The 24034-nt window shown below is 64.6% G+C and carries 22 protein-coding genes, 1 tRNA gene and 2 pseudogenes; 10 read left to right on the forward strand and 15 right to left on the reverse strand.

Annotated features, from left to right (window positions below):
- Positions 1-26: 26 nt before the first annotated feature.
- Both YU9_RS49985 and YU9_RS0118290 read right to left on the reverse strand, forming a co-directional pair.
- A pseudogene (locus tag YU9_RS49985) lies at positions 27-268 on the reverse strand (hydratase); the annotation flags it as partial.
- A 32-nt stretch (positions 269-300) separates the two neighbouring features.
- Positions 301-870 (reverse strand): L,D-transpeptidase, encoded by a 570-nt coding sequence (locus tag YU9_RS0118290; RefSeq protein ID WP_036017472.1) that lies wholly within the window; start codon positions 868-870, stop codon positions 301-303.
- A 202-nt stretch (positions 871-1072) separates the two neighbouring features.
- On the opposite strand from YU9_RS0118290, the gene YU9_RS0118295 reads away from it, so the two are divergent.
- Both YU9_RS0118295 and YU9_RS0118300 read left to right on the forward strand, forming a co-directional pair.
- The gene (locus YU9_RS0118295) at positions 1073-1759 is read left to right on the forward strand and encodes a response regulator transcription factor (protein WP_024338712.1); all 687 of its coding nucleotides are present in this window, start codon (positions 1073-1075) and stop codon (positions 1757-1759) included.
- A 58-nt stretch (positions 1760-1817) separates the two neighbouring features.
- Entirely contained in the window at positions 1818-2261 is a 444-nt protein-coding gene (locus YU9_RS0118300) for a cyclic nucleotide-binding domain-containing protein (protein WP_018646009.1), read from the forward strand.
- Positions 2262-2405: 144 nt separating this feature from the next.
- Here YU9_RS0118300 and YU9_RS0118305 read toward each other — a convergent pair whose 3' ends face one another.
- The 9 genes from YU9_RS0118305 to YU9_RS0118345 form a co-directional block, all read right to left on the reverse strand.
- Complete coding sequence (locus tag YU9_RS0118305) at positions 2406-3221, reverse strand: exodeoxyribonuclease III (RefSeq protein WP_027574126.1); 816 nt, start codon at positions 3219-3221, stop codon at positions 2406-2408.
- Between the two features lie 203 nt (positions 3222-3424).
- On the reverse strand, positions 3425-4180 hold the full coding sequence (locus YU9_RS0118310) for an outer membrane lipoprotein carrier protein LolA (protein ID WP_027574127.1): 756 nt from the start codon (positions 4178-4180) through the stop codon (positions 3425-3427).
- Between the two features lie 151 nt (positions 4181-4331).
- Positions 4332-6809, reverse strand: coding sequence for a DNA translocase FtsK (locus YU9_RS0118315; protein ID WP_027574128.1), 2478 nt, complete (start codon positions 6807-6809; stop codon positions 4332-4334).
- Positions 6810-6818: 9 nt separating this feature from the next.
- Positions 6819-8033, reverse strand: coding sequence for an aminotransferase class I/II-fold pyridoxal phosphate-dependent enzyme (locus tag YU9_RS0118320; RefSeq protein ID WP_027574129.1), 1215 nt, complete (start codon positions 8031-8033; stop codon positions 6819-6821).
- A 327-nt stretch (positions 8034-8360) separates the two neighbouring features.
- Positions 8361-8765 carry a GFA family protein gene (locus tag YU9_RS0118325; RefSeq protein ID WP_027574130.1) on the reverse strand — a complete coding sequence of 135 codons (405 nt, stop codon included), beginning with the start codon at positions 8763-8765 and terminating at the stop codon, positions 8361-8363.
- A 202-nt stretch (positions 8766-8967) separates the two neighbouring features.
- Positions 8968-10416: an ammonium transporter gene (locus tag YU9_RS0118330; RefSeq protein WP_027574131.1), complete on the reverse strand. Its 1449-nt coding sequence runs from the start codon at positions 10414-10416 to the stop codon at positions 8968-8970.
- A 37-nt stretch (positions 10417-10453) separates the two neighbouring features.
- Positions 10454-10792: a P-II family nitrogen regulator gene (locus tag YU9_RS0118335; RefSeq protein ID WP_008142813.1), complete on the reverse strand. Its 339-nt coding sequence runs from the start codon at positions 10790-10792 to the stop codon at positions 10454-10456.
- Positions 10793-11102: 310 nt separating this feature from the next.
- Positions 11103-12404 (reverse strand): ammonium transporter, encoded by a 1302-nt coding sequence (locus YU9_RS0118340; protein ID WP_027574132.1) that lies wholly within the window; start codon positions 12402-12404, stop codon positions 11103-11105.
- A 223-nt stretch (positions 12405-12627) separates the two neighbouring features.
- Entirely contained in the window at positions 12628-12966 is a 339-nt protein-coding gene (locus YU9_RS0118345; RefSeq protein WP_008142802.1) for a P-II family nitrogen regulator, read from the reverse strand.
- 235 nt (positions 12967-13201) lie between these two features.
- On the opposite strand from YU9_RS0118345, the gene YU9_RS0118350 reads away from it, so the two are divergent.
- On the forward strand, positions 13202-14086 hold the full coding sequence (locus YU9_RS0118350) for a DUF4339 domain-containing protein (protein WP_027574133.1): 885 nt from the start codon (positions 13202-13204) through the stop codon (positions 14084-14086).
- A 3-nt stretch (positions 14087-14089) separates the two neighbouring features.
- Here YU9_RS0118350 and tesB read toward each other — a convergent pair whose 3' ends face one another.
- Entirely contained in the window at positions 14090-14950 is an 861-nt protein-coding gene (gene tesB, locus YU9_RS0118355; RefSeq protein ID WP_027574134.1) for an acyl-CoA thioesterase II, read from the reverse strand.
- A 206-nt stretch (positions 14951-15156) separates the two neighbouring features.
- Between tesB and YU9_RS0118360 the strand changes: the two genes are divergently transcribed.
- On the forward strand, positions 15157-16377 hold the full coding sequence (locus tag YU9_RS0118360; RefSeq protein ID WP_027574135.1) for a ubiquinone biosynthesis hydroxylase: 1221 nt from the start codon (positions 15157-15159) through the stop codon (positions 16375-16377).
- A gap of 255 nt (positions 16378-16632) precedes the next feature.
- On the opposite strand, the gene YU9_RS0118365 is transcribed toward YU9_RS0118360, so the two are convergent.
- On the reverse strand, positions 16633-16830 hold the full coding sequence (locus YU9_RS0118365) for a Trm112 family protein (RefSeq protein ID WP_027535355.1): 198 nt from the start codon (positions 16828-16830) through the stop codon (positions 16633-16635).
- A gap of 66 nt (positions 16831-16896) precedes the next feature.
- On the opposite strand from YU9_RS0118365, the pseudogene YU9_RS47850 reads away from it, so the two are divergent.
- The 4 genes and pseudogenes from YU9_RS47850 to YU9_RS0118385 form a co-directional block, all read left to right on the forward strand.
- A pseudogene (locus tag YU9_RS47850) lies at positions 16897-17082 on the forward strand (hypothetical protein); the annotation flags it as partial.
- Between the two features lie 204 nt (positions 17083-17286).
- The gene (locus tag YU9_RS0118375) at positions 17287-17565 is read left to right on the forward strand and encodes a PepSY domain-containing protein (RefSeq protein WP_027574136.1); all 279 of its coding nucleotides are present in this window, start codon (positions 17287-17289) and stop codon (positions 17563-17565) included.
- 57 nt (positions 17566-17622) lie between these two features.
- On the forward strand, positions 17623-18213 hold the full coding sequence (locus tag YU9_RS0118380) for a cytochrome b/b6 domain-containing protein (RefSeq protein ID WP_027574137.1): 591 nt from the start codon (positions 17623-17625) through the stop codon (positions 18211-18213).
- 203 nt (positions 18214-18416) lie between these two features.
- Positions 18417-20915 carry an EAL domain-containing protein gene (locus YU9_RS0118385; RefSeq protein WP_027574138.1) on the forward strand — a complete coding sequence of 833 codons (2499 nt, stop codon included), beginning with the start codon at positions 18417-18419 and terminating at the stop codon, positions 20913-20915.
- Between the two features lie 12 nt (positions 20916-20927).
- On the opposite strand, the gene YU9_RS0118390 is transcribed toward YU9_RS0118385, so the two are convergent.
- Together YU9_RS0118390 and trxA are read right to left on the reverse strand one after the other, a co-directional pair.
- Positions 20928-21605, reverse strand: coding sequence for an LON peptidase substrate-binding domain-containing protein (locus YU9_RS0118390; RefSeq protein WP_027574139.1), 678 nt, complete (start codon positions 21603-21605; stop codon positions 20928-20930).
- A gap of 85 nt (positions 21606-21690) precedes the next feature.
- Complete coding sequence (gene trxA, locus YU9_RS0118395) at positions 21691-22614, reverse strand: thioredoxin (protein WP_027574140.1); 924 nt, start codon at positions 22612-22614, stop codon at positions 21691-21693.
- Between the two features lie 274 nt (positions 22615-22888).
- Here trxA and YU9_RS0118400 point away from each other — a divergent pair.
- A tRNA-Gly gene (locus YU9_RS0118400) sits at positions 22889-22963 on the forward strand.
- Between the two features lie 76 nt (positions 22964-23039).
- On the forward strand, positions 23040-24026 hold the full coding sequence (locus YU9_RS0118405) for an NAD(P)-dependent oxidoreductase (RefSeq protein ID WP_027574141.1): 987 nt from the start codon (positions 23040-23042) through the stop codon (positions 24024-24026).
- Positions 24027-24034: the final 8 nt, after the last annotated feature.

Below are 24034 nucleotides of genomic sequence, written 5' to 3' on the forward strand. Positions count from 1 at the left end.
CAATGACAGCGGCGTGCGAGCCGCGCCTACGCGAACCCCACCGATACCTTCCCAAGCACGCCAAAATCCGCGGCAAGATGATCGCCGGCCTGGATCGGCGGTGGTCACGACCTCCCCTGCCCGCAAGGTGACGCAAAGCCCGCGCAACTCATTGGCAGGCCAGGCGAGCGCAACACAGGGATCGCCGAGCGCATTCTTGCCGTGGGCCGATGTAGCGCTCGCCGCGCAGCGCGATCTGCGGCCGTTCTTCGACGAGATCGATCGCGCGGCGGCGATCTGATCCTTGTCGAGCATGTACCCTCACCCGATGATGATTCTTGTTCGCGGCCCCAAGCGCCGCAGCAATTGCAGCATCGCAGATTTCGTCATGGAGACGCAGCCGGCGGTCGGGCCGAAATTGTCGCGGGCGAGGTGCAGGAACACCGCGCTGCCGCGGCCGGCGATGCGTGGTCGCGTGTTGTGGTCGATCTCGATGATGAAGTCGTAGAGATGATCGGTGCGCTTGAGCCGGTCACCGCCCTGCCCCTCGCCGAGCCGGATGCTCTGGTTGTAATGACGGTCCTGTGGATCCTCGCACCAGGCGTCCGCGCCGGTGATCATCCGGGACGGCAAGAAAGTCTGGGGGCGGCTGTGCCGGTCGGCCCGCCACCACAACCGCCTGGGACGGAAGCTGCCCCTGGGGGTGCCGCCGTCGCCTTCGCGCTTGTTGGCCAGAATGCCGCCCCGCCCCAGCGCAACCGGGATGGTCAGCGCTCCGGCCGTCAGCCAACCCCGGCATGGATTACCGGCAGCAGGCTTAACACGGATCGCGGCGAGCGGCCTGGCGCTTCGATTCCCGGCGTAACCAACTGAAGCTGCTTTATTTTTCATGTGAACGTGCAATGTCGGATTCATTACAGGACATTCATCAAAACGCCCTGCTAATCTGAGTTAGAGTGCTTCTGGCTTGTGAATCGGTAACAGCCCACTACTTCAACACGAACAACAATAATAACGGCGACCCTAAACTTCCCCTCGCGGCTGGGTGCGGCATGGATGCGCGCCGAGCCGGACCCTAAAAGGATGACCTCCCATGCCCAACGCCCGCAAGATCCTGATCGTGGATGACGATACCGATCTGCGCGACACGCTGGTGGAGCAATTATCGCTACACGAAGAATTCGAAGCCTCCGCCGTCGACACCGGCGCCAAGGGCGCGAGCGCCGCCAAGGCCAACTCTCCCGATCTGGTTCTGATGGATGTCGGCCTGCCCGACACCGACGGGCGCGAGGTGGTCCGCTCCTTGCGCAAGGGCGGCTTCAAGGCCCCGATCATCATGCTGACCGGGCACGACACCGATTCCGACACGATCCTGGGCCTGGAATCCGGCGCCAACGACTATGTGGCAAAGCCCTTCCGCTTCGCCGTTCTGCTGGCCCGCATCCGCGCCCAGCTCCGCCAGCACGAAGCCAGCGAGGACGCGGTGTTCTCGGTCGGCCCCTACTCCTTCCGTCCCGGCTCGAAGATGCTGACCGCGGCCAATGCGCGCAAGGTCCGCCTCACCGAGAAGGAAACCGCCATCCTCCGCTTCCTCTACCGCGCCGGCCAGATGCCGGTGTCGCGCGAGACCCTGCTCCAGGAGGTCTGGGGCTATAATTCCGGCGTCACCACCCACACGCTGGAAACCCACATCTATCGCCTTCGCCAGAAGATCGAGAAGGACGCGGCTAACCCGGAAATCCTGGTCACGGAAGCCGGTGGCTACAAGCTGGTGCCGTGATACGCTTCGTCGGCGTGCGAATCGTTTTAGATCGCGTGCCCTCGAGCCTCGGACCTGAATGTCAATCGACGACGACGTAGCGCTTCTCGAGCGTGTCCCGACACTGCGCCTGTTGGGAGACGCCTCGTTGCGCATGCTGGCGATCGGCTCCGAGCAGCGAGACTTCGTCCGCGGCGACGTCCTGTTCAATCTCGGCGACGACGCCGATGCGGGCTTCGTGGTCCAGCGCGGCGCCTTCAGGGTCGAGGACGGCGCCGGCGCCGAGATGATCGCCGGCCCCGGCGCGCTGATCGGCGAGCTCGCGCTGGTGGTGCCGATGAAGCGGCCGTCGAGTGCGATCGCGCTGGAGCATTCCTCCGTCATCCGCGTCGCGCGCAGCCTGTTCCAGCGCGTGCTCGAAAGCGATCCCGCCGCCGCCGTCCGCCTGCGCGACGAATTCGCGGTGCGCTCCAGCCAGATCGCCAGCGATATATTGATGGCCGGCGCGAAGCTGACGTCGTGAGCTCCTCCGCTCGTCATTCCAGGGCGCGACGAAGTCGCGAACCCGGAATCCATTCATCCACTGACTCTGCCGCTCAATGGATTCTCAGGTGCGCAATTGCGCACCATAGTTCGCGCTACGCGCGCCCCGGAATGACCGTGGGACCTACACCTCCAGCGTCACCGTGACAGGCACGTGGTCGGACGGCCGCTCCCAGCTGCGTGCATCGCGAAGAATCTTGAAATCGCTGACCGTGTCCTTCAGCGCGCGCGAGACCCAGATGTGATCGAGCCTGCGGCCGCGATCGCCAACGGTCCAGTCGGCGGAGCGGTAGCTCCACCACGTGTAGACCTTCTCCGACATCGCGATGCGCTCGCGCGCGACGTCGACCCATTCGCCGGCGGCGAGCGCCGCCTTCAGCTTCTCGGTTTCGACGGGCGTGTGCGACACCACTTTCAGCAGCTGCTTGTGCGACCAGACGTCGTTCTCGTGCGGGGCGACGTTGAGATCGCCGACCAGGATGTGGCGGTCCTCACCGCGCGGATGCAGCGGCTCGCACGCCGTCATCTCGTCGAGGAAGCGCAGCTTGTGGTCGAACTTTTCGTTCTGCGCGGGATCGGGAATGTCGCCGCCCGCGGGCACGTAGAAATTATGCAGCACCAGTGGCCTTGCGATGCCCGCCTTCTCGCCGAACGACACCGAGATGTGGCGTGAATCGATCTTGTCGCAGAAGGTGCGGATGTCCTTCGATTCGAACGGAATCTTCGAGACGATGGCGACGCCGTGATAGCCCTTCTGCCCGTTCAGCGCGACGTGCTCGTAGCCGAGCCGCTTGAAACGCTTCAACGGAAAGGCGTCGTCGATGCACTTGGTTTCCTGCAGGCACAGCACCTCCGGCCGCGCACTCTTGAGAAACTTCGCGACCAGGTCGATGCGCAGCCGCACCGAATTGATGTTCCAGGTTGTCAGGGAAAGACGCATGGGAATTGCGTCTTAGCAAGCTCTCGTAGGGTGGGCAAAGGCGCAAAGCGCCGTGCCCACCGCCTTTTGGATTGACCAAGACCAGCATGATCTCGTGCCCCGGACGCTGCGCGGCACGAAGTGACGCGCTGGAGAGCCGGGCCCCATCTTGCGGCATTCTGGGTCCCGGCGCTGCGCTGCGCTTGTCCGGGCCACGAGAGCGTTCAACCCGGCGACTGGCCGTAGTTCGTGAAATCGATCTTGAACATGCTAGGGTCGAGCCTCTTGCTCGAATCCAGATTGTAGACCGCGATCGTGGTGTCGTAGCCCTGCGGGTCGGTGACGGTCCACTGCTTGAGCTGGCCGTCCTTGGCGCCGAACATCAGCAAGAGACGGCTGGTGCCGACCAGGGCCTGCTTCTCCTCGATGGTGACGCTGACATAGACGTCGTCGGCCGAGACGTTGACGACGTTGGTGTCCTTCATCAGGTCGATGCGATCGGACAGCAGGAAGCGCAGCGGCGTCTGCGACAGCGGATAGACGTCCTGGGTCGCGAGCTTGCGGTCGCGCACCACCAGCGAGGATCCGTCCGCGATGATGTCGATCGGGCTCGGCGCGTCATATTCGAAGCGCACCTTGCCGGGCTTCTGGATGTAGAAATCGCCCTGCGTCTTGCTGCCGTCGGGGCCGACCTGGACGAAATTCCCGACCAATGTCTGAAGCGACGACAGATAGGCGCTGACCTTGGCGGCCTGCGCTTTCTGGTTGGCGTCGAAGGTCTGGAAGATGCTGCTCGGCACGTTGCGCCGCGGATCCGGGATCACCGGATTCGGCGGCGTCTGCGTCGCGCCGGTGACGGCCGGTCCACCGCCGGCTGGAGCGCTATCGCGGCCCTTCGGCGCAGGCTTCGGCACCGGCACGCTCTGCGCGAGCGACGCACCAGTCACCATCGCGGCGGTGACGAGAAGCACGCCGGCCACGCGCGCGCTTCGCGCGGCAACAATGGCAGCGAATTGAATGTCCGGATGTCTGATCAACGCGTCGTCCTGTATGGCTAGGCGCCTTTTAGCGTGATTTCGGGCAAAAGCAGATATCGATTTTGCGTGAAATTATGTTCAGAGGCTCCTCGCCTCACATATGGCTGTCTTCTTCCTCGACCAGAATCTCGCGCTTGCCGGCGTGATTGGCGGGACCGACGATGCCTTCCAGTTCCATGCGCTCCATCAGTGATGCGGCGCGATTATAGCCGATTTGCAGGCGACGCTGGATGTAGCTGGTCGAGGCCTTGCGATCGCGTTTGACGATCGCAACCGCCTGCTGGAATAGATCGCCGCCGCCATCCCCGCCCATGCCGGTCGCATCGAACACGGCGCCGTCCTCGTCCTCGGTCGGCTCTTCGGCGGTGACCGCTTCGAGATATTCCGGCTGCCCCTGTGTCTTGAGGTGACGCACCACCTTCTCGACTTCCTCGTCGGAGGCGAACGGTCCGTGCACGCGGCTGATGCGGCCACCGCCGGCCATATAGAGCATGTCGCCCTGGCCGAGCAGCTGCTCGGCGCCCATCTCGCCCAAAATGGTGCGGCTGTCGATCTTGGACGTGACCTGGAAGGCGATGCGGGTCGGGAAGTTCGCCTTGATGGTGCCGGTGATGACGTCGACCGACGGACGCTGCGTGGCGAGGATCACGTGGAGGCCGGCGGCGCGCGCCATCTGTGCGAGACGCTGCACCGCGCCTTCGATGTCCTTGCCGGCGACCATCATCAGGTCCGCCATTTCGTCGACGATGATGACGATGTAGGGGAGCGGGTCGAGCGAGAGCTTCTCTTCCTCGTAGATCGCTTTTCCGGTTTCCTTGTCGAAGCCGGTGTGCACCGTGCGCGTCGGCTCCTCGCCCTTGGCCTTCAATTCGAGCAGGCGCGTGTTGTAGCCGTCGATGTTGCGCACGCCGAGCTTGGCCATGTTCTTGTAGCGCTCTTCCATCTCGCGCACGGCCCATTTCAGCGCGACCACCGCCTTCTTCGGATCGGTCACGACGGGCGTGAGCAGATGGGGAATGCCGTCATAGACGGAGAGTTCGAGCATCTTCGGATCGACCATGATCAGCCGGCACTGATCCGGCCGCAGCCGGTAGACCAGGCTGAGGATCATGGTGTTGATCGCGACCGATTTGCCCGAGCCGGTGGTACCGGCGATCAGCATGTGCGGCGTGCGGGCGAGGTCGATGATGACGGGATCGCCGCCGATGGTCTTGCCGAGGCAGAGCGGCAGCTTTGCCACCGTGTCGGTCGCCTCTTTCGCCACCAGCAATTCGCGCAGGTAAACCTTTTCGCGATGCGCATTCGGCAGCTCGATGCCGATGGCGTTGCGGCCGGGCACGACGGCGACGCGCGCCGACAGCGCGCTCATCGAGCGGGCGATGTCGTCGGCAAGGCCGATCACGCGCGAGGACTTGATGCCGGGCGCTGGCTCCAATTCGTAGAGCGTAACGACGGGGCCCGGATTGGCCTTCACGATCTCGCCGCGCACGCCGAAATCCTGCAGCACGCCTTCGAGCGAACGGGAATTGGTCTCCAGCTCGGCCTTGCTGAGCGGCTGGCGATCGCCGGCCTTCGGCGCGGCCAGCATGGAGACGGACGGAAGGTCGAACTTGTCGGAGGATTTCTTGGAAGCGGCCTTCGGTGCAGCCTTCTTGCGCGGCGCGCGCGCGGCCGGCTCTTCCTCTTCCTCCTCCTCGTCCACTTCTTCTTCGTGCTCGTCCTCGTAGTCCTCGTCCTCAGCCTGCGGCGAGATCGAGGGCGCGGCGCGGCCGCCGCCCAGATTCGGCTCCTGGCGGCTGAACGCGACGGCCTTGGTCTTCGGTCCGCTCGAGACCAGCGAACGGTAGGCAGCGCCAAGCAGCCAGATCATTCGGGCCTTGGTGCTCATCAGCGCATGGAACAGCCAGCCCAGCGACACAGAGCCGCGATCGCTCTCCTCGTCCACGTCGAGCGGCTTGTCGTCGTCCTCGATCTCGGCGAGCTCTTCATCGTGCTCGCGGGCGCCGAGACCGCAGGCGATCAGGAACGTCGCGGCCATCGCGGCGAACAGGATCGTGCCCAGCACGATGCGATAGATCGTGCCGGCCGGCCCGAAGATCACCGCAGGGGCGCGCACCAGCGCGTCGCCAACCACGCCGCCGAGCCCGGTCGGCAGCGGCCATGCGCCGCCATGCGGCCAGCAGCTGACGAAGCCCGCGGCGATCACAGTGCAGAGGATCCATGAGCCGAGCCGCAGCGCCTCGCGGTCGAACGGACGATGCGTCATCATGCGCCAGCCCCAGACCGCGACGGTCAGCACCAGCATGATTGCGCCGAGCCCGAGGATCTGCATCGCAAGATCGGCGCCGATCGCGCCGGCATAGCCGAGGATGTTGCGGATCGGCCGCGAGGTCGCGTGGCTGAGGCTGGGATCCTGCACCGACCAGGTCATCAGCGCCGCCGAGGCGACGCCCGCCAGCGCGATCAGGCCGAGACCGGTGAGCTCACGCATGCGTCGCGCCAGCCCCTCGCGGATCGAAGGCGGCAGATGGCCGACCAGTGGAATGACACGTTCGATTGCCGACATGCTCACGGGCCCCGCCTAACCCAGAGTCTCGACCAGACGGTGCAGCGCCTGCGCCGTCGTTTCGCCATCCTGCACCAGCGCGAGGCGGATATAGCCTGCGCCGGGATTGAATCCGTCGGGCTGCTGTCGCGCCAAGAAGCTGCCGGGCACCACGCGCACGCCTGCTTCCTTGAAGAGTTTCAGCGTCACCGACACGTCGTCGTCGATCTCCGACGTGTTGAGCCAGACGCAGAAGCCCGCATCGGGCCGACGATAGCCGTAGCGATTGCCGATGATCTGGTCGGCGAGATCGAACTTGATCCGGTAGAGCCTACGGTTTTCCTCGACATGCGCCTCGTCGCCATAGGCGACGGTCGCCACATGCTGGAGCGGCACCGGCACCTGGGGCGCTGCGATGTTGCGTAGCTCGAGGAACATGCCGATGAACTTCTTGTCACCGGCGGCGAAGCCGACGCGCAGGCCCGGCAGGTTGGAGCGCTTCGACAGCGACTGGAACGCAACCACGCGGGTGAAGTCGGGGCCGGCGCATTCCAGCGCGCTGCCCGGGGATTCGCGGGTGTAGATCTCGGAATAGCACTCGTCGCTGAGGATCACGAAGCCGTAGCGATCGGCGAGTTGCTTCAATCGCTTGAAATAGTCGGGCCTCGCGACCGATCCTTGCGGATTGGCGGGCGAGGCCAGATAGAACGCGACCGTGCGCGCCAGCGTCGCTTCGTCGATGGCGTCGAGGTCGGGCAGGAACCCATTCTCGACCGTCGTGGGCAGATGGACCGGCTCGCAAGCGGCTGCGAGCGCGCCGGCGCCATAGACGGGGTAGAACGGGTTCGGCATCAGGATCGCGGGCTTGCCCGGACGCGGGCCGACATAGCGCGCGGCCGCGATCGCGGCGAGGAACAGGCCTTCGCGGCTGCCATTGAGGACGAGAATCTCGCTCTCCGGGTCGAGCGGCCGCGGCAGCTTGAAGCGCGACGACAGCCAGGCGCCGGCGGCGTGGCGGAAGGGGTCGGTGCCCTTGTTTGCGGGGTAACGGCCGAATTCGGCGATGTGCTTGGCCAGGACCGGGCCGACAAAGTCCGGCACCGGATGCTGGGGCTCGCCGACCGCGAGCGAAATCAAGGGCTTGCCCGGCTGATGCGGGGCCAAAAGCTCGTTCAGCCGGACGAAGGGCGAGCGTTCGGAATCGGAGCTTCCACTGGCCTGCGGCGCACGGGATGAAGCGGTCATGACCATTCTGGGCGCCAGTACTCTTGGAACGGCCGGTCGCACCAAGGCGCCGGCGGGAAGCGGTTCAGTTCACCATAGATAGGGCGAGGTTAAGACGCGATTAACCATCGGCCGCCGTCCCCGTCCAGAGCGGGAATAATGGGACCGGATAACAACGGGATGCATGGTTGCAGGGCCGGGCTGGCTCCTTCACCTCCCGCTTGCTTTGCGGGAGAGGTCGGCGCGTAGCGCCGGGTGAGGCCTCTCTCCGCGCAGGGACTGTCCCGATGTGGAGACACCCTCTCCCCTACCCTCCCCTGCGCGCGGGGGAGGGTGCGCACCGTCATCGCGGTTTCAATGCCCCGGCAGCTTCTCGAATGTCTTCATGCCTGCGGGGATGGTGTGGAATTCCTGCATGTCGCAGGTGTAGATCGCCATCTGCGGCTTGAATTTTTCCGGCTCGTCCAGCGTGCCGACCTTCACGACTGCGGCCGGCAGGCCAGGAACCTTGGTCACGAGATGGGTGCCGCATTCGGCGCAGAACTCGCGCGTGACGGCGCGGTCGAGATCCTTGCGCGTGAACTGCTTGGGTTGGCCGATGATGTAGGTGAAGCCGGCTGCCGGCATCGCGATGAAGGTGTTGGGTGCGCCGCCTGAGATGTATTGGCACTCGCGGCAATGGCACTGCGCCTGCATCATCGGGTCGCCCTCGGCGACATAGCGCACCTCGCCGCAATAGCATCCGCCTTCCAAACGCATGACGACCTCCCGATTGTTGTTCTTGAGGTCGATATTTCTGCGCCGGCCTCGCGGAATGGCAATCTTTTTCTTCAGCGCGCAGATCAAAGGAAAGGGGCTCCAGCTTGCGCTGGAGCCCCTCAACGGTCAGGGCATTGCCGGGTACGTGCCCGAACCGTAGTCGTAGACGCGGTCTTCTGGGAGACCGTGCCCGGGAGGAGACTTACATGTTGTAGGCGCGCTCGGTGTGCTCGGTGATGTCGAGGCCTTCACGCTCGCTCTCGACATTGGCGCGGAGGCCAACGATCACATCGACGACCTTGTAGAGGATCGCCGAACCGACGCCCGACCACACCAGCGTGGTGCAGACGGCCTTGAGCTGGGCGAGCACCTGCGTGGCGAACTCGTAATCGGCGACCTTCGGTGGGATCGCGGTGTAGTCGACGATGCCGGCGCCGCCGAGGGCGGGGTTCACCAGAATGCCGGTGCCGATGGCGCCGACGATGCCGCCGATGCAGTGCACGCCGAACACGTCGAGCGAGTCATCGTAGCCGAGCGCGTTCTTCACGACGGTGCAGAAGAACAGGCAGACCACGCCGACCACGAGGCCGAGGACGATCGCGCCCATGACGCCGGCGAAGCCGGCGGCAGGCGTGACGGCCACGAGGCCCGCGACCGCGCCGGAGATGACGCCGAGCACCGACGGATGACCCTTGATGATCCACTCCGCGAACATCCACGACAGCGCGGCGGCTGCGGTGGCGACGAAGGAGTTGGTCATGGCGAGGGCAGCGCCGCCATTGGCCTCGAGGTTGGAGCCGGCGTTGAAGCCGAACCAGCCGACCCAGAGCAGCGAGGCGCCGATCATCGACATGGTCAGCGAGTGCGGGGCCATCAGCTCCTTGCCGTAGCCGACGCGCTTGCCGATCAGGAGAGCGCCGACGAGGCCTGCGATGCCGGCGTTGATGTGCACCACGGTGCCGCCCGCGAAGTCGATCGCACCCATCTTGAAGATCCAGCCGGCGTCGGCGTTGATCTCGTCGAGCTTGGCCTGTGCCGCGGTCTTCGCCGCCGCGTCACCCGCCGCAGCCAGCGCCTTGGCCGCATCCTGGATCGCGTCCGGGCCGGGCCAGTACCAGACCATGTGCGCGATCGGGAAGTAGATCAGCGTGACCCAGAGCGGGATGAAGAGAGCGATGGCCGAGAACTTCATGCGCTCGGCGAAGGCGCCGACGATGAGGGCGGGCGTGATCGCCGCGAAGGTCATCTGGAAGCACACATAGATGAGCTCCGAGATGTTGGCGTCGACCGAGAAGGTCGCGGCCTTCGAGTCGGTGGTGACGCCCATCATGAAGGCCTTGGAGAAGCCGCCGATGAAGTCGGAGCCGCCGGTGAAGGCGAGGCTGTAGCCGTACACGGCCCAGATCACGGTGACGACGCAGACGGTATAGAACACCTGCATCAGGACCGAGAGCATGTTCTTGGAACGGACGAGACCGCCGTAGAACAGCGCGAGACCGGGGATCGTCATCAACAGCACCAGCACTGTCGATGTCAGCATCCAGGCGTTGTCTCCCTTGTTGACCGTTGGCTCGGCGTAGGCTGCGGTCGCAGCGAACAGGCCGACTGCGAGAGCCGCCAGTCCCGCGCCATAGGGACGCTTGAACGTCATATTGTTTACTCCTGCTTGGATAAGGTTGAGCGCGAAATCAGAGGGCCGCCGCATCGGCCTCGCCGGTGCGGATGCGCACCGCATGGTCGAGGTTGATGACGAAGATCTTGCCGTCGCCGATCTGTCCGGTTTTCGCCGCGGATGTGATGGCATCGATGGTCTTGTCGACCTGGTCGGAGGCGACAGCGACCTCGATCTTGATCTTGGGCAGGAAGCTCACGGCATATTCGGCGCCGCGGTAGATTTCCGTATGGCCTTTCTGGCGGCCATATCCCTTGACTTCCGTCACCGTGAGACCGTGAACGCCGATGGCGGTCAGGGCGTCACGGACTTCTTCAAGCTTGAATGGCTTGATAATCGCCATAACAATTTTCATGGGTCCTATCCCCGCTTGGGCCCGGTCCGGACGTGGCCGGGCGTTTCTCGACTGGTTCGCCACGAGGGAGACGTTTCACTACGCGGGCACAGCCGGACCCCTAGAATCAAATGCCGTGCCAGATCGGGCGTATTGCCTAACGGATTATGAAAACGGGTGTTTTCGCGTTTGGCGGGTGTTGCGGTGCAGTGCGCTATTACGTCGCGCCCAAAACGTGGTCACGCCTGCTCAAAACGAAGGCACGACAGGCTGTCGACACAATGTTGCTCATGTGTCGTGCAGCGAGAAGGTAATTTCGTAGCATCAGCGCCTATTGCAGGGCTTCACCGTGCTGCGAAATATCCAGCCCCTCGAGCTCGTGCTCACGGGATACGCGCAAGGGCACGAACAGGCCGACCAGCTTGAGCAGGATGAAGCTGACGCCCGCCGACCAGACGAAGGTGACGGCGACGCCGTAGAACTGGATCAGGAGCTGCTGAGGATGGCCCTCCAGCAGGCCGGCGGTGCCGCCGATGGCGCTGGTCGCGAACACCCCGCCGAGCAGGGTGCCGGTCAGGCCGCCGATGCCGTGGACGCCGAACACGTCAAGTGAATCGTCATAGTTGAAGCGGTGCTTCAGCCAGGTACAGGCCCAGTAGCAGACCGCCCCGGCGATGATGCCGATGATGATGCCATGCCAGGGCGCGACGAAGCCCGAGGCCGGCGTGATGGTGCCGAGCCCGGCCACCGCGCCCGAGATCATGCCGAGCACGGAGGGCTTGCGCCGCGTCGACCATTCGATCGCGCCCCAGGTCAGCGCGCCGGCGCAGGCGGCCAGATGGGTCGCGATGATCGCCATCACCGCGCGCGAATTGGCCGCGCCCGCCGAGCCGCCGTTGAAGCCAAACCAGCCGACCCACAACAGGCCGGTGCCCATCACCGCGAGCGACAGATCAAACGGCGAGAGATTCTCGGTGCCGTAGCCGTGACGGCGCCCCATCACCTTGGCCGCAACGAGGCCGCCGGTGCCGGCCGACAGGTGCACGACGAGGCCGCCGGCGAAATCCAAGACGCCCATGCTGGCGAGGAAGCCGCCGCCCCACACCCAATGCGCCAGCGGAATGTAGACGAAGATGAACCAGGCGACCGAGAACAGGAGATAGGCGGAGAACCGCATGCGGTCGGCGACCGAGCCCGCGACCAGCGCCACTGTGATGATGGCAAACGTCATCTGATACAGCATGAACAGCGATTCCGGGATGGTCTTCGCAGCAGGGTTGACGCTGTCCATGGTCATGCCGGCGAGAAACCAGCGATCGAGCGTGCCGATCCACGGTCCATCGCCGACGAAGCACAGCGAATAGCCGAACGCGACCCAGAGGATGGAGATCAGCGTCACCGCGGCGAGGCTCTGCGCCATGGTGGCGAGCACGTTCTTCTTGCGCACCATGCCGGAATAGAACAGCGCGAGCCCCGGGATCGTCATCATCAGCACCAGCGCGGTGGCGACGATCATCCAGGCGGTGTCGGCGGTGTTGATCTCCGAAGCGGCGGCGCGTGCCGGCGAAGCTACGACGGACACAAATCCGATTGGCGCAGCCATAGCAGCTGCGCGGCGCAACAATCCCGCCATGTCATTTCCCCCAGCAGTGATGACGTCGCACGCTGTGGCGTCGTTGCCCGGTGCAATCGAAGAAAGAGTCAGTCGCAACTACGTTACAAGCACTCCGCCCTCATCCTGAGGAGCGCGCTCGCGCGCGTCTCGAAGGATGGCCGCAGGCGAGATCTTGGCCTTCATGGTTCAAGACGCGCGCTCCGCGCTCCTCACCATGAGGGTCTCGTACCGTAATCAAAATCTAAAGCGCGTCGCTGTCGGTCTCGCCGGTGCGGATGCGCAGCGCGTGGTCGATCGGCGTGACGAAGATCTTGCCGTCGCCGATCTGCCCAGTGCGCGCGGTCGCGGTGATCACGGCGACCGCCTTGTCTGCGACGTCGGAGGCGACCGCGATCTCGATGCGCAGCTTGGGCAGGAAGTTCACGACATATTCGGCGCCGCGATAGATCTCGGTGTGGCCCTTCTGCCGACCGTAACCCTTCACCTCGGTCACGGTCATGCCGTGGACGCCGATCGCGGTCAGGGCCTGGCGGACCTCATCGAGCTTGAAGGGTTTGATGATCGCGACGACGAGTTTCATGGTCAGGCCTATTCCCCGGGATGCGCCGCGCCGTATGTCCCCGGCGCCGCGTCAATCTGGCATCTTTCCGGGCAAATGGCACAAAAAAGTTGCAGATTGAAGCGGAAAAACGTTTGGCCATGCGAATGGCCGCCTCTGTACAGGGCAGCCATCCACCCTTCACAATGCATTTTCGGCATGGATCGGGTGAACCTGCCGGTCCCGGGCGGCACATAAGTATTTTGGGGGACGCTTCATGGCGAGTTGGTTCTACGCATCCGAGGGCAAGCAACAGGGGCCCTTTCCGGAAGGACAATTCCGCGACCTGATCGCCCAGGGCGTCGTCCGCCCGGACACGCTGGTGTGGACCGAGGGCATGGCCGGCTGGCAGAAGGCCGCCGAGATTCCCGGCCTGCTTGGCGGCGGCGCGCCGCCGATGATGCCGGCGGGCGGCCCGCCGATCAGGGGCGGCGGCTATGGCGGTGCTGCCGGCGGATCGCTGGCGGCTGACTTCAGCCCGTTCGGACTTCTCGGCCGCAGCATCGTGTTCGTGATCGGCATCCTGCTGGTGATCCCCGCACCCTGGGTCACCGTCTGGTTCTACCAATACATCTCCTCGCACATCCAGGTGCCGGGTCGCCCGAATTTCGGTTTCGCCGGCCAGCCGATGGACATCTGGTGGGCGCTCATGCTCAACGCGCTCCTGACTTACGCCGGCGCCACCGGCATATCGTTCGCGCCGCTCCTTGCCGTGATCGCCAATGCGTTTCTCGCCTGGGTAATCCTGCGCTGGATCGTCGCCAACCTCACCTCGAACGGCGAGCGTCTGCCGCTTTCGTTCCAGGGCAGCGCGATCGGCTATGTCGGCTGGTACCTGCTGATGTTGATCTCGACCATCACCATCATCGGCTGGGCCTGGGTGATCGCGTTCTGGATGCGCTGGAATTGCCGGAACATCGAGGGTACGCGGCGCGAGGTCGCCTTCAACGGCAGTGGCTGGCAGATCCTGTGGCGATCGGTGGTGTTCTCGCTGGCGTGCAGCTTGATCATCCCGATTCCGTGGATGCTGCGCTGGTACGGCCGCTGGTTCGTGTCGCAGTTCGCGCTGGTCGACCGCGGTGCGGCCGCTCGCGCCTATTGAGCGCTATCTCCGCTCGCGCACCGAGCCTTCCTGCGCGACGGAGGCGACCAGCGTGCCGTCAGGCTTGAAGATCGAGCCGCGGGTCAGGCCGCGGCCCGATTGCGCGCTCGGCGAATCCTGCGCGTACAGCAGCCATTCGTCGGCGCGGAACGGGCGGTGAAACCACATCGCGTGGTCGAGGCTCGCCGGCATCATGCGCTTGTCGAACAGCGTGCGGCCGTAGCGCGCCATGATCGCATCGAGCAGTGAGAAGTCGGAGGCGTAGGCGAGCGCACACATATGCAGCGCCGGATCGTCTGGTAATTTCGCCGCAGTTTTGATCCAGACGTGAATGCGGCCGTCCTCGATCTTCTGGCCGAAATAACGGCCGAGCTCGACCGGGCGCAGCTCGATCGGCCGATCGGATTCATAGTAGCGGCGGATGAACTCCGGCATCTCCTTGAACATCGGCTGCTTCGCCACCTCCTCCGCCGTGAGTTTTTCCGGCGGCGGCACATCCGGCATCTTGTCCTGATGGTCGAACGCACTCTCCTCCTCGGCGTGGAACGACACCATGATCGAGAAGATCGCGTTGCCGTGCTGGATCGCGGTGACGCGGCGGGTCGAGTAGCTCTTGCCGTCGCGCAGGCGCTCCACCTGGTAGATGATCGGGATCTGCGGATCGCCCGGCAGGATGAAATAGCAGTGCAGCGAATGCGGCAGCCGGCCTTCGACGGTGCGGCAGGCGGCGACCATCGCCTGCCCGATCACCTGGCCGCCGAACACCCGCTGCCAGCTCGTCTTTGGGCTGTTGCCGCGGAACAGATTCACCTCGAGCTGTTCGAGGTCGAGGATCGAGATTAGGTCGATCAGGCTTTTGGACATGATGGTGCTTTCAAGCTGTATCGTCATTCCGGGGCATCGCGACAGCGATGAACCCGGAATCTCGAGCTGATAACCTCGAGATTCCGGGTTCGCGCGTTGCGCGCCCCGGAATGGCCGAAAGAGGCCGTTCCGCCCTTGTTTCACCGCACTGTTTCGCCCAGCTCAAGTCTGCTAGCAAGACCGAGAATTGACCGGGAAGCTTGGGTATGTCGGTACAGGGTAGCATTGTCATCGGTGGCGGCGCGTTTGCGGGGCTCGCGCTGGCCCTGGCGCTACGCCAGGGGCTGGGTCCCGAGATTCCCGTCGTCGTCGCCGATGCCGCGCTCAGCACGCGGCCGAGCCGGGACCCGCGCGCCACCGCGATCGTCGCCGCGTGCCGCCGCCTGTTCGAGGCGATCGGCGCCTGGGATGACGTCAGGGGCGAGGCGCAGCCGATCCTCGACATGGTCGTCACCGATTCCAAGCTGGAGGACGCCACCCGTCCGGCGTTCCTCAACTTTGCCGGCGATGTCGCGCCGGGCGAGCCCTTCGCCCACATGGTCGAGAACCGCCGCCTGATCGATGCGCTGGTCCTGCGCGCCGAGGCCGAGGGCATCGATCTTCGTGCCACCACGGTTGCTTCCTACGATGCGCGCATCGATGGCATCGACGTGACGCTCGGCGATGGCAGCGTGATCGCCGCGAGCCTCTTGGTCGCCGCCGACGGCGCGCGGTCGAAGCTGCGCGAGCGCGCCGGCATCGTCACCCATGGCTGGGAGTATGACCAGTCCGGCATCGTTGTTACTGTCGGACATGAACGCGATCACGAAGGCCGCGCCGAAGAACACTTTTTGCCGGCGGGCCCGTTCGCGATCCTGCCGCTCTCGGGCAAGCGCTCCTCCTTGGTGTGGACCGAGCGCCGAGCCGAGGCCGCGCGCATCGTTGCGCTCAGTGACGAGGAATTTCACAGCGAGCTCGAGCAGCGCTTTGGCCTGCATCTCGGCGAGGTCAAGGCGCTCGACACGCCGCGCGCGTTTCCGCTGTCCTATTTCGTCGCGCGGTCCTTCATCGCCGAGCGCCTCGCGCTGGTCGGCGATGCCGCCCATGTCATCCACCCCATCGCGGGCCAGGGCCTGAACATGGGGCTGAAGGACGTCGCGGCGCTCGCCGAGGTCGTGGTCGATGCCGCGCGGCTCGGCATGGATCTCGGCGGGGCGGACGTGCTCGAGCGCTACCAGCGCTGGCGCCGCTTCGACACCATGGCGATGGGTGTTGCCACCAACTCGCTGAACTTCCTGTTCTCCAACCAGTCGACCTTGCTGCGTACCGTGCGCGACATCGGCCTCGGCCTGGTCGACCGCGCCCCGCCGCTGAAGAACCTCTTCATCCGTCAGGCCGCCGGCCTCACCGGCGAGGTGCCGCGGCTGTTGAAGGGCGAGGCGTTGTAGGCGCGCGTTGCGAGCGCTCGCGCCTCACTCTCTCGCGTCGTCCCGGACAAGCGCAGCTCTTGGCACGCGTAGCGTTGTCGAGGGCGGAGCGCAGATCCGGGACCCATAACCACGGGGAGACGTTTGGCGACGACTCGGAGTTACCAGCTCGCCGCCACAACCACTCCCTGTGGGTATGGATCCCCGCGTTCGCGGGGGCGACACCTGGTGTGTGGCAACATCATTGCGCAATAACACAGAACGACGGCCGCAGCCTCAATCGATCTTGCGCGCCTCTTCCGGCAGCATGATCGGAATGCCGTCGCGAATGGGATAGGCGAGCTTGGCGCTGCGCGAGATCAGCTCCTGCTTGGCGGAATCGAACTCCAGCGGGCCCTTGGTCAGCGGGCAGACCAGAATCTCCAGCAATTTGGGATCGACGCTGGGTTCGGGACGTTCGGTGGGCGCGTTCATTGGGGTCTCCGGCAGTCGGCTGCCTTTAGCACAGAAATTCGCGCCCGCCCATCACCGGGCTTAAGCGGCAGCGGCGTGCTGCTGCTGGTTGCGCCCCGGCTGGAATCGAGCCTCGCCCGGCACTGGATCGTCGCCACGCTCGCCGTCGTGTTCGGCTTTGCGGGCCTCGCCAATGCCTTCGCCACGCGCGGCCGCCATTTCGGCTGGGTCGGCATGGGGGCCGTCGTCGCGCTCGCGGTCGCAGGCTATTAGCGCCGCGCATCCGGCCTGTGAGGCGTAAGGCCGCAGCGGTGGGGCAAATCCGCGTTGTGCGCGGGGAGCGCTCGCGTTTTCGCGCATGTTAGAAGTTATCTAAAGCGAACCAGGCCCGTAACCGATTGACTTCACCACCTCCTTTGCTTCCTTCAGTCCCGCTTCGCGGCTCGCGTAGCGCGCACGACAGAGGAGGAGACGTTCGTGAAGGTCATTCGTGTTGTTGCCATTGCACTGACGATCGGGATTGGCGCGGGATCGACGGCCATGGCCGACGGTTTCAAGGATTGCACCAAGCTCGACAAGGCGTCGTGGAAGCCGGCCAGCGAGGCCGAAGCCAAGGCCAAGGCGCTGGGCTATGAGGTGCGGCGCTCCAAGGTCGAAGGCTCGTGCTACGAGGTCTACGGCGTCAAGGAAGGCAAGCTCTACGAGCTGTTCTACAGCCCCGAAGATCTCAGCCTGAAGCACACGATCGCCAAGTAGAATGCGTCGATCGCGCGACGCAATCCGCGCAAAGCAAGGCTTGAGGGTGGTCTTCGCTTGATCGAACAAGCGCCAGACGTACGCGGGGTGTCCGACCGGACCCCCGCCGAGCGAACCGCTCCGCGGACGATCGCGGTCTGGGACCTCCCGCTGCGCCTTTGGCACTGGGCCCTCGCGGCTGGCGTTCTGGCCGCGTGGTTCACGCCGACCGTTTATGACCGCCTTCACCGCGTGGTCGGCTATGCCGTGCTGGGGCTTCTCGCTTTTCGCCTGGTCTTGGGCTTCTGGGGAAGCCGCTATTCGCGCTTCCGCATGGTCGGCGTCAGGCTTCGCGCGTCGCCTCGCTATCTCTGGAATCTGCGTCGCGGCATCACCGGCCGCTATATCGGGCTCAATCCGGCCGGCACGTTGATGCTGGTCGCGCTGCTGGTTTCGATCGCAGTCTCGACGATTACCGGCGCGATGTCGGTCACTGTCACTTTCTTCGGCGTGTGGTGGGTCGAAGACGCCCACCACTATTCATCGGATGCCGTCATCGTCCTGGTCGTGCTCCACGTCGCGGGCGTGGTGCTGATGGGAATTTTGCAGCGCGAGAACCTGATCCGCGCGATGATCACTGGACGCAAGCGCATCCGCGGCCACCTTTAAGTTCCGTTTCCCGATCGTCGCGTGCCTTTCGTCGCTCAGGTCAGGCGCGATCACGCTGCGGCTTCATACGAAATACCCGACAGATCAATTGTGCGACCAACGTTAACCTGCCGGTAAGTATGCAATCAGGCGTTGCACAAAATTAACGCGAAGCACGTTTAGCGCGTTCACCATCGACACTATAGACGATGGAGCGATATTGGATGTTCCGCGTTTTCTCCTGCCTTGCGGCCGAGCACGATTGGCGGCTCGTCGTGCTCGCTGGTCTGGTCTGCTTTGCTGCAAGCATTGTCGCGGTCAGCATCTTCAATCGCGCGATCGCAACGCGCGCAAGAACGCGGTGGGTCTGGATCACGATTGCCGGCGCCGCCATCGGATACGGAATCTGGGCGACACATTTCGTCGCGATGCTCGCCTACGAGCCTGGCGTTACGACGGACTATGGCATCGTGCTGACGGCGTCCTCTCTTGCTGCGGCAATGCTCCTGACCTCGGTCGGTTTCGGCGTTGCGGTCGGCACCACCGGCCGGTGGCGCGCGGTGGCAGGCGGTGTCATCATCGGTGGCGGCATTGCCAGCATGCACTATCTGGGAATGTGGGCCCTTGAAGTGCCCGGTCGGGTCACCTGGTCAGTGGATCTCGTATTCGTCTCGATCATTCTCGGCATGTGTCTCGGCTATGCCGCGCTGGCAGTTGCCCTCACCCATCAGGACTATCGGGGCACGCTGGCAGTTGCCGTCCTGCTCACGCTCGCCATCATGTCGCATCACTTTACGGCGATGGGCGCCGTGCAGATCACGCCGGATCCCACCCTCACGACGGATACGCTTTCGCTTTCTCCGGCGTTCCTCGCGCTTGCCATCGCCGGTGTCGCGCTTTCCGTGCTGGGGATGAGCCTGATCGGCGTGTTGGCCGATCGTCGCCTTGCAAGCCGAACCGCCGGGTTCCAGGAGATCATCAGCCAGCTTTCCGTCGCCCGGCAGCAACTCGAAGACTCGCAAAACGAGCTACGGGAACAGAAGCTCAGGCTGGACACGGCGATCAATCACATGGTCGAGGGCCTTTGCATGTTCAATGCCGATAAGCGGCTTGTCGTCTGCAACGAGCGCTATGCCCGGCTCTATCGACTGCCGCCGGATCTGCTGAGGACGGGGACACCGCACACCGACATCATCAGGCATCGTATCGTGAAGGGGATTCTCAAGGGCGATTCCAGCGCGGGGGCCGCCGACCAATTCATCTCGAAGCTGGCGGCCTTGCCGTTCGATGCCGTCTCGAGCAGGATCGACGAGTTTGCGGATGGCCGGCTGATCTGCGTGACACAACAACCAATGGCCGGCGGCGGATGGGTGGCCACGCATCTCGATGTTACCGAGCAACGCCGGTCCGAGGCCAAGATCACCCATATGGCGCAACACGACGCGCTGACCGATCTGCCAAATCGCGTGCTGCTCAGGGAACGGATGGAGCATGCGATTGCGGTGACGCGCAACGGCGGCCTCGATCTGGCCGTGCTCATGCTCGACCTCGATCGCTTCAAGGAAGTCAACGACACGCTCGGGCATCCGGCGGGCGATGCCCTGCTGCGCGCCGTCGCCGCGCGGCTGCGCGAATGCGTCACGGAAACCGCGTTGATCGCCCGGCTGGGCGGCGACGAGTTCGCGGTGATCGATTACGTGACCAACCCGGCCGTGGAGGCCGCCGCCCTCGCCGAGACCATCAGACAGGCGCTTTGCGAACCCTTCGATCTCGGCGATCACCGCGTGACGGTGGGCACCAGCATCGGCATTGCCATCGCGCCGCGCGATGGCAACGATTCCGACGTGATTCTGAAGAGCGCGGATCTCGCCCTCTACTCGGCCAAGAGTGGTGGACGTGGTGCATTCCGCTTCTTCGAGCCGGAGCTCGATCAGCTCATGCATGCGCGACGCAACCTGGAGCGCGAGATGCGGGATGCGCTTGCCGGCCGTCAATTCGAGCTTCACTACCAGCCGTTCGTCAGCGCCGCGACCGGCAAGACCTGCGGCTTCGAGGCCTTGCTGCGCTGGCATCACCCGCATCGAGGCCTGGTCTTGCCGGGCGAATTCATCCCGCTTGCGGAGGAGACCGGCTTGATCGTGCCTCTGGGAGAATGGGTCTTGAGGACCGCCTGCGCGGAAGCTGCCACATGGCCTGCACATGTCAGGATCGCCATCAACCTGTCGCCCGCTCAATTCAGGAGCAAGGAGCTCGTCCCGGTCATTGTCGGCGCGCTGGCGAGTTCGGGAATTGCGCCGCACAGGCTCGAGCTCGAGGTCACGGAGACGGTGATCATGCACGATAGCGAAGCGGTTTTTGCGGCACTCGCTCAGCTGCGCGAAGTCGGCGTGCGAATCGCCCTGGACGATTTCGGCACCGGCTATTCCTCGCTGAGCTTTCTGCAGAGATTCCCGTTCGACAAGGTCAAGATCGACCGCAGTTTCGTCGAGGAACTATCCAGTCCACGGGCGGAGGCGCACCATCTCGCGCGAGCAGTGGTGCGCTTCGCAGTCAGCCTCGGCAAGACGACGACCGCCGAAGGCGTCGAAACGAAGGAGCAGCTAGACATTCTCCGCGAAGAAGGGTGCGGCGAAACGCAAGGTTATTATTTCAGCAGGCCGGTGCCTGCATCCGACATCGCCAGAATGCTGCGGCGAGACGGAGCAGCCATCCGCGCTGCCTGAGCCTTCAGAGCCTCACTGCAGCGGCGGATCGCCGCTGGTGCGCTTCTTGGCGAGATCCATCTCGGTGACCGCGATCAGGATCTCGGCGCGGGTCTTCAAGTCCGGCGCCTCCAGCATGGCCTGCTTTTCCGCGGGGCCGTAAGGAGACATCATCGCCAGCGCGTTGACGAGCGCTTCATTGGGCGCGCTCTCGACGCCTTCCCAGTCGACCTTGAGATTGTTCGCCTTCAGGAAGTCGGCGAGCACCGACAGCAGCGCCTCGCGGTCGACCTCCTCCTCGCCCATGCGCGCGGTGAAGTCGTCGACGAAAGCGAAGAAGTCCACCTTGCACTGCCGATAGGGGGTGAGCACCTCGAGCTCCTCGACCACCTTGAAGCGCGCGACGCCGGTGAGCTCGAGGATGTAGCGACCATCGCCGGATTCGGCGAGCTGGGTGATGCGGCCGACGCAGCCGACGCGGAACAGTGCCGGCTTGTCGGAATCCTTCGGCGAGTGCGCCACGTCGGGCTGGATCATGCCAATCAGGCGATGGCCGTCGCGGAAGGAATCGTCGACCATCGCGAGGTAGCGCGGCTCGAAGATGTTGAGCGGCATCTGGCCGCGGGGCAGCAGCAGCGCGCCCGGCAGCGGAAATACCGGAATGATCTCCGGGAGGTCGGCGGGACCGCGATATTCGATGTTGATCGGCATCTGCCCGGTCCCACTGGCGTTGCTAGCGCATGATCCGGAAAAATGTGGAGCGGTTTTCCGAACAGATCATGCTCAAAAGAGGGCCTTACGAAAACAGGATGGTCGACAAACGCTTGCGTCCCTCGACGGTTGCATCATCCGTGCCGCCCCAGGCCTCGAAGAACTGCACCAGCTGCTTGCGGGCGCCGTCGTCGTTCCATTTGCGGTCGCGCTTGACGATCTCGAGCAACTGCTCGGTCGCCGCCGCGCGATTGCCTTGCGCGTTGAGCGCGGTGGCGAGGTCGAATCGAGCCTGATGATCGAGCGGGTTTGCGGCGACTTTCTGTTCCAGCTCGGCGACCGGTCCAAGCGATTTCGCCTGCTCGGCGAGATCGATCGCGGTCTGCACGGCCTTCACGGCCGGGTCGTTGCGCTTGGATTCCGGCACCATGGCCAGCGTCTGCTTGGCCTGCTCCAACGCGCCGGAGACGGCGTAGCATTTCGCAAGGCCCGCAAGCGCCGCGATATTGGTCGAATCGTGCTGGAGCGCCTCGGCATAGATCTGCGCGGCCGCCGCCGTGTCGCCCTCGGCGAGCACCGTCTCGGCCTCCTGCACGATCTCGGCGACGTTGACCTCGCCCGGCGCGGTGACGCCCTTGGTCAGCCGCTCGATGAAGGCGTTGACCTGGCTCTCCGGCACCGCGCCCATGAAACCGTCGGCCGGCTGGCCGTTGACGAAGGCGATCACGGCCGGGATCGACTGGATGCCCATCTGGCCCGGGATGGCGGGGTGGTGGTCGATGTTCATCTTGACCAGCTTGACCTTGCCCTTGGCCGCCTTCACGGCCTTCTCGAGCACGGGGGTGAGCTGCTTGCAGGGGCCGCACCACTCCGCCCAGAAATCGATCAGCACCGGCTGGCGCTTCGATTCCTCGATGACGTCCTTCACGAAGGTCTGGGTGGTGGTGTCCTTGATCAGGTCGGCCGCAGCCGGGCCCGCCGCTCCGTTACCCTGGTCGATGATCGTCACGGGATCCCCTCGTCAATGTCTGGAATGGCGGCTCTTTAGCACGCCGCCGCATCATATGCTTGTTGGTCGGCTCCTAAATTGGGCCGAATGGGCCGAATTTCAATCCAGGCCCCCCGATTCGCCGGTTCCGGGGCTCTTTCAGGCGATTTCGCCGCATTCAGGGTCCATATGGGGCCTCCGATTGCGAATCTATCCCGCCGGTAGCTGTTGCATTCCCCTCCCGCTTTTGGCATACGACAGCCGTTGCCGGCGCGTCACGCGACCGACACAGGATGCGGGTGTAGCTCAGTGGTAGAGCACGACCTTGCCAAGGTCGGGGTCGAGGGTTCGAGCCCCTTCGCCCGCTCCAATTTTTCCCAGGGCATCCAGCTAAACCGGATTGAGCCGTGGTTTTCCACGGCGCTGACGGCTGTATTGGATCTCGCATGACAATTCTGGTCACCGGCAGCGCAGGGCACCTCGGGGAAGCCATTCTGCGGACGCTCCGCGAGCGCGGGTCACCTGCGCGCGGGCTTGATCTGAAGCCCTCCCCCTTCACCGATGCCGTGGGCTCGATCGTCGATCCGGCATTCGTGCGGCGCCAGATGGACGGTGTCTCCTCCGTCATCCACACCGCGACGCTGCACAAGCCGCATGTGGCGACCCACTCCAAGCAGGATTTTGTCGATACCAACGTCACCGGCACGCTCAATCTGCTCGAGGCGGCCGCGGCGGCCGGCGTGAAGAGCGTTGTCTTCACCAGCACCACCAGCGCGTTCGGCTCGCAGCTGCGTCCCGAGGCGGGGCAGGCGGCCGTGTGGGTCACCGAGGCCCTGCCGCCAGTGCCGAAGAACATTTACGGCACGACCAAGCTGATGGCTGAGAATCTCTGCGAGCTGTTCTTTCGCGAGCGCGCCCTGCCGGTCGTCGTCCTGCGGACCTCGCGCTTCTTTCCCGAGGACGACGATGATCCGGCGATGCGGTCGGCTCACCCGCTCGAGAACGCGCAGGCCAACGAGCTGCTCTATCGCCGGCTGGATATCGCGGACGCGGTCAGCGCCCATCTGCTGGCCGTCGAGCGCGCGCCCAGAATCGGGTTCGGCCGCTACATCGTCTCGGCTACGAGCCCGTTCAAGCAACACCATCTCGCAGCGCTGGCGCGCGATGCCGCCGGAGTCGTGCGCGCACTCTATCCGGAGTGTGCGCAGCTCTACGCCGCGCGCGGCTGGCGGCTCTTCCCTGCGATCGATCGCGTCTATGTCAATGAGCGCGCGCGGCGTGAGCTCGGCTGGCGGCCCGAATTCGACTTCGCGCATGTGCTGCGCAGCCTGCGAGATGACCGCGATTTTCGCAGCCCGTTGGCGCGCGAGATCGGGTCGAAAGGCTATCATGACACGGTGTTCGACGATGGGCCCTACCCCGTCGCCTCGTAAGCGCCGCG

It is taken from the genome of Bradyrhizobium sp. WSM1743, from assembly GCF_000473065.1.
Lineage (GTDB): Bacteria > Pseudomonadota > Alphaproteobacteria > Rhizobiales > Xanthobacteraceae > Bradyrhizobium.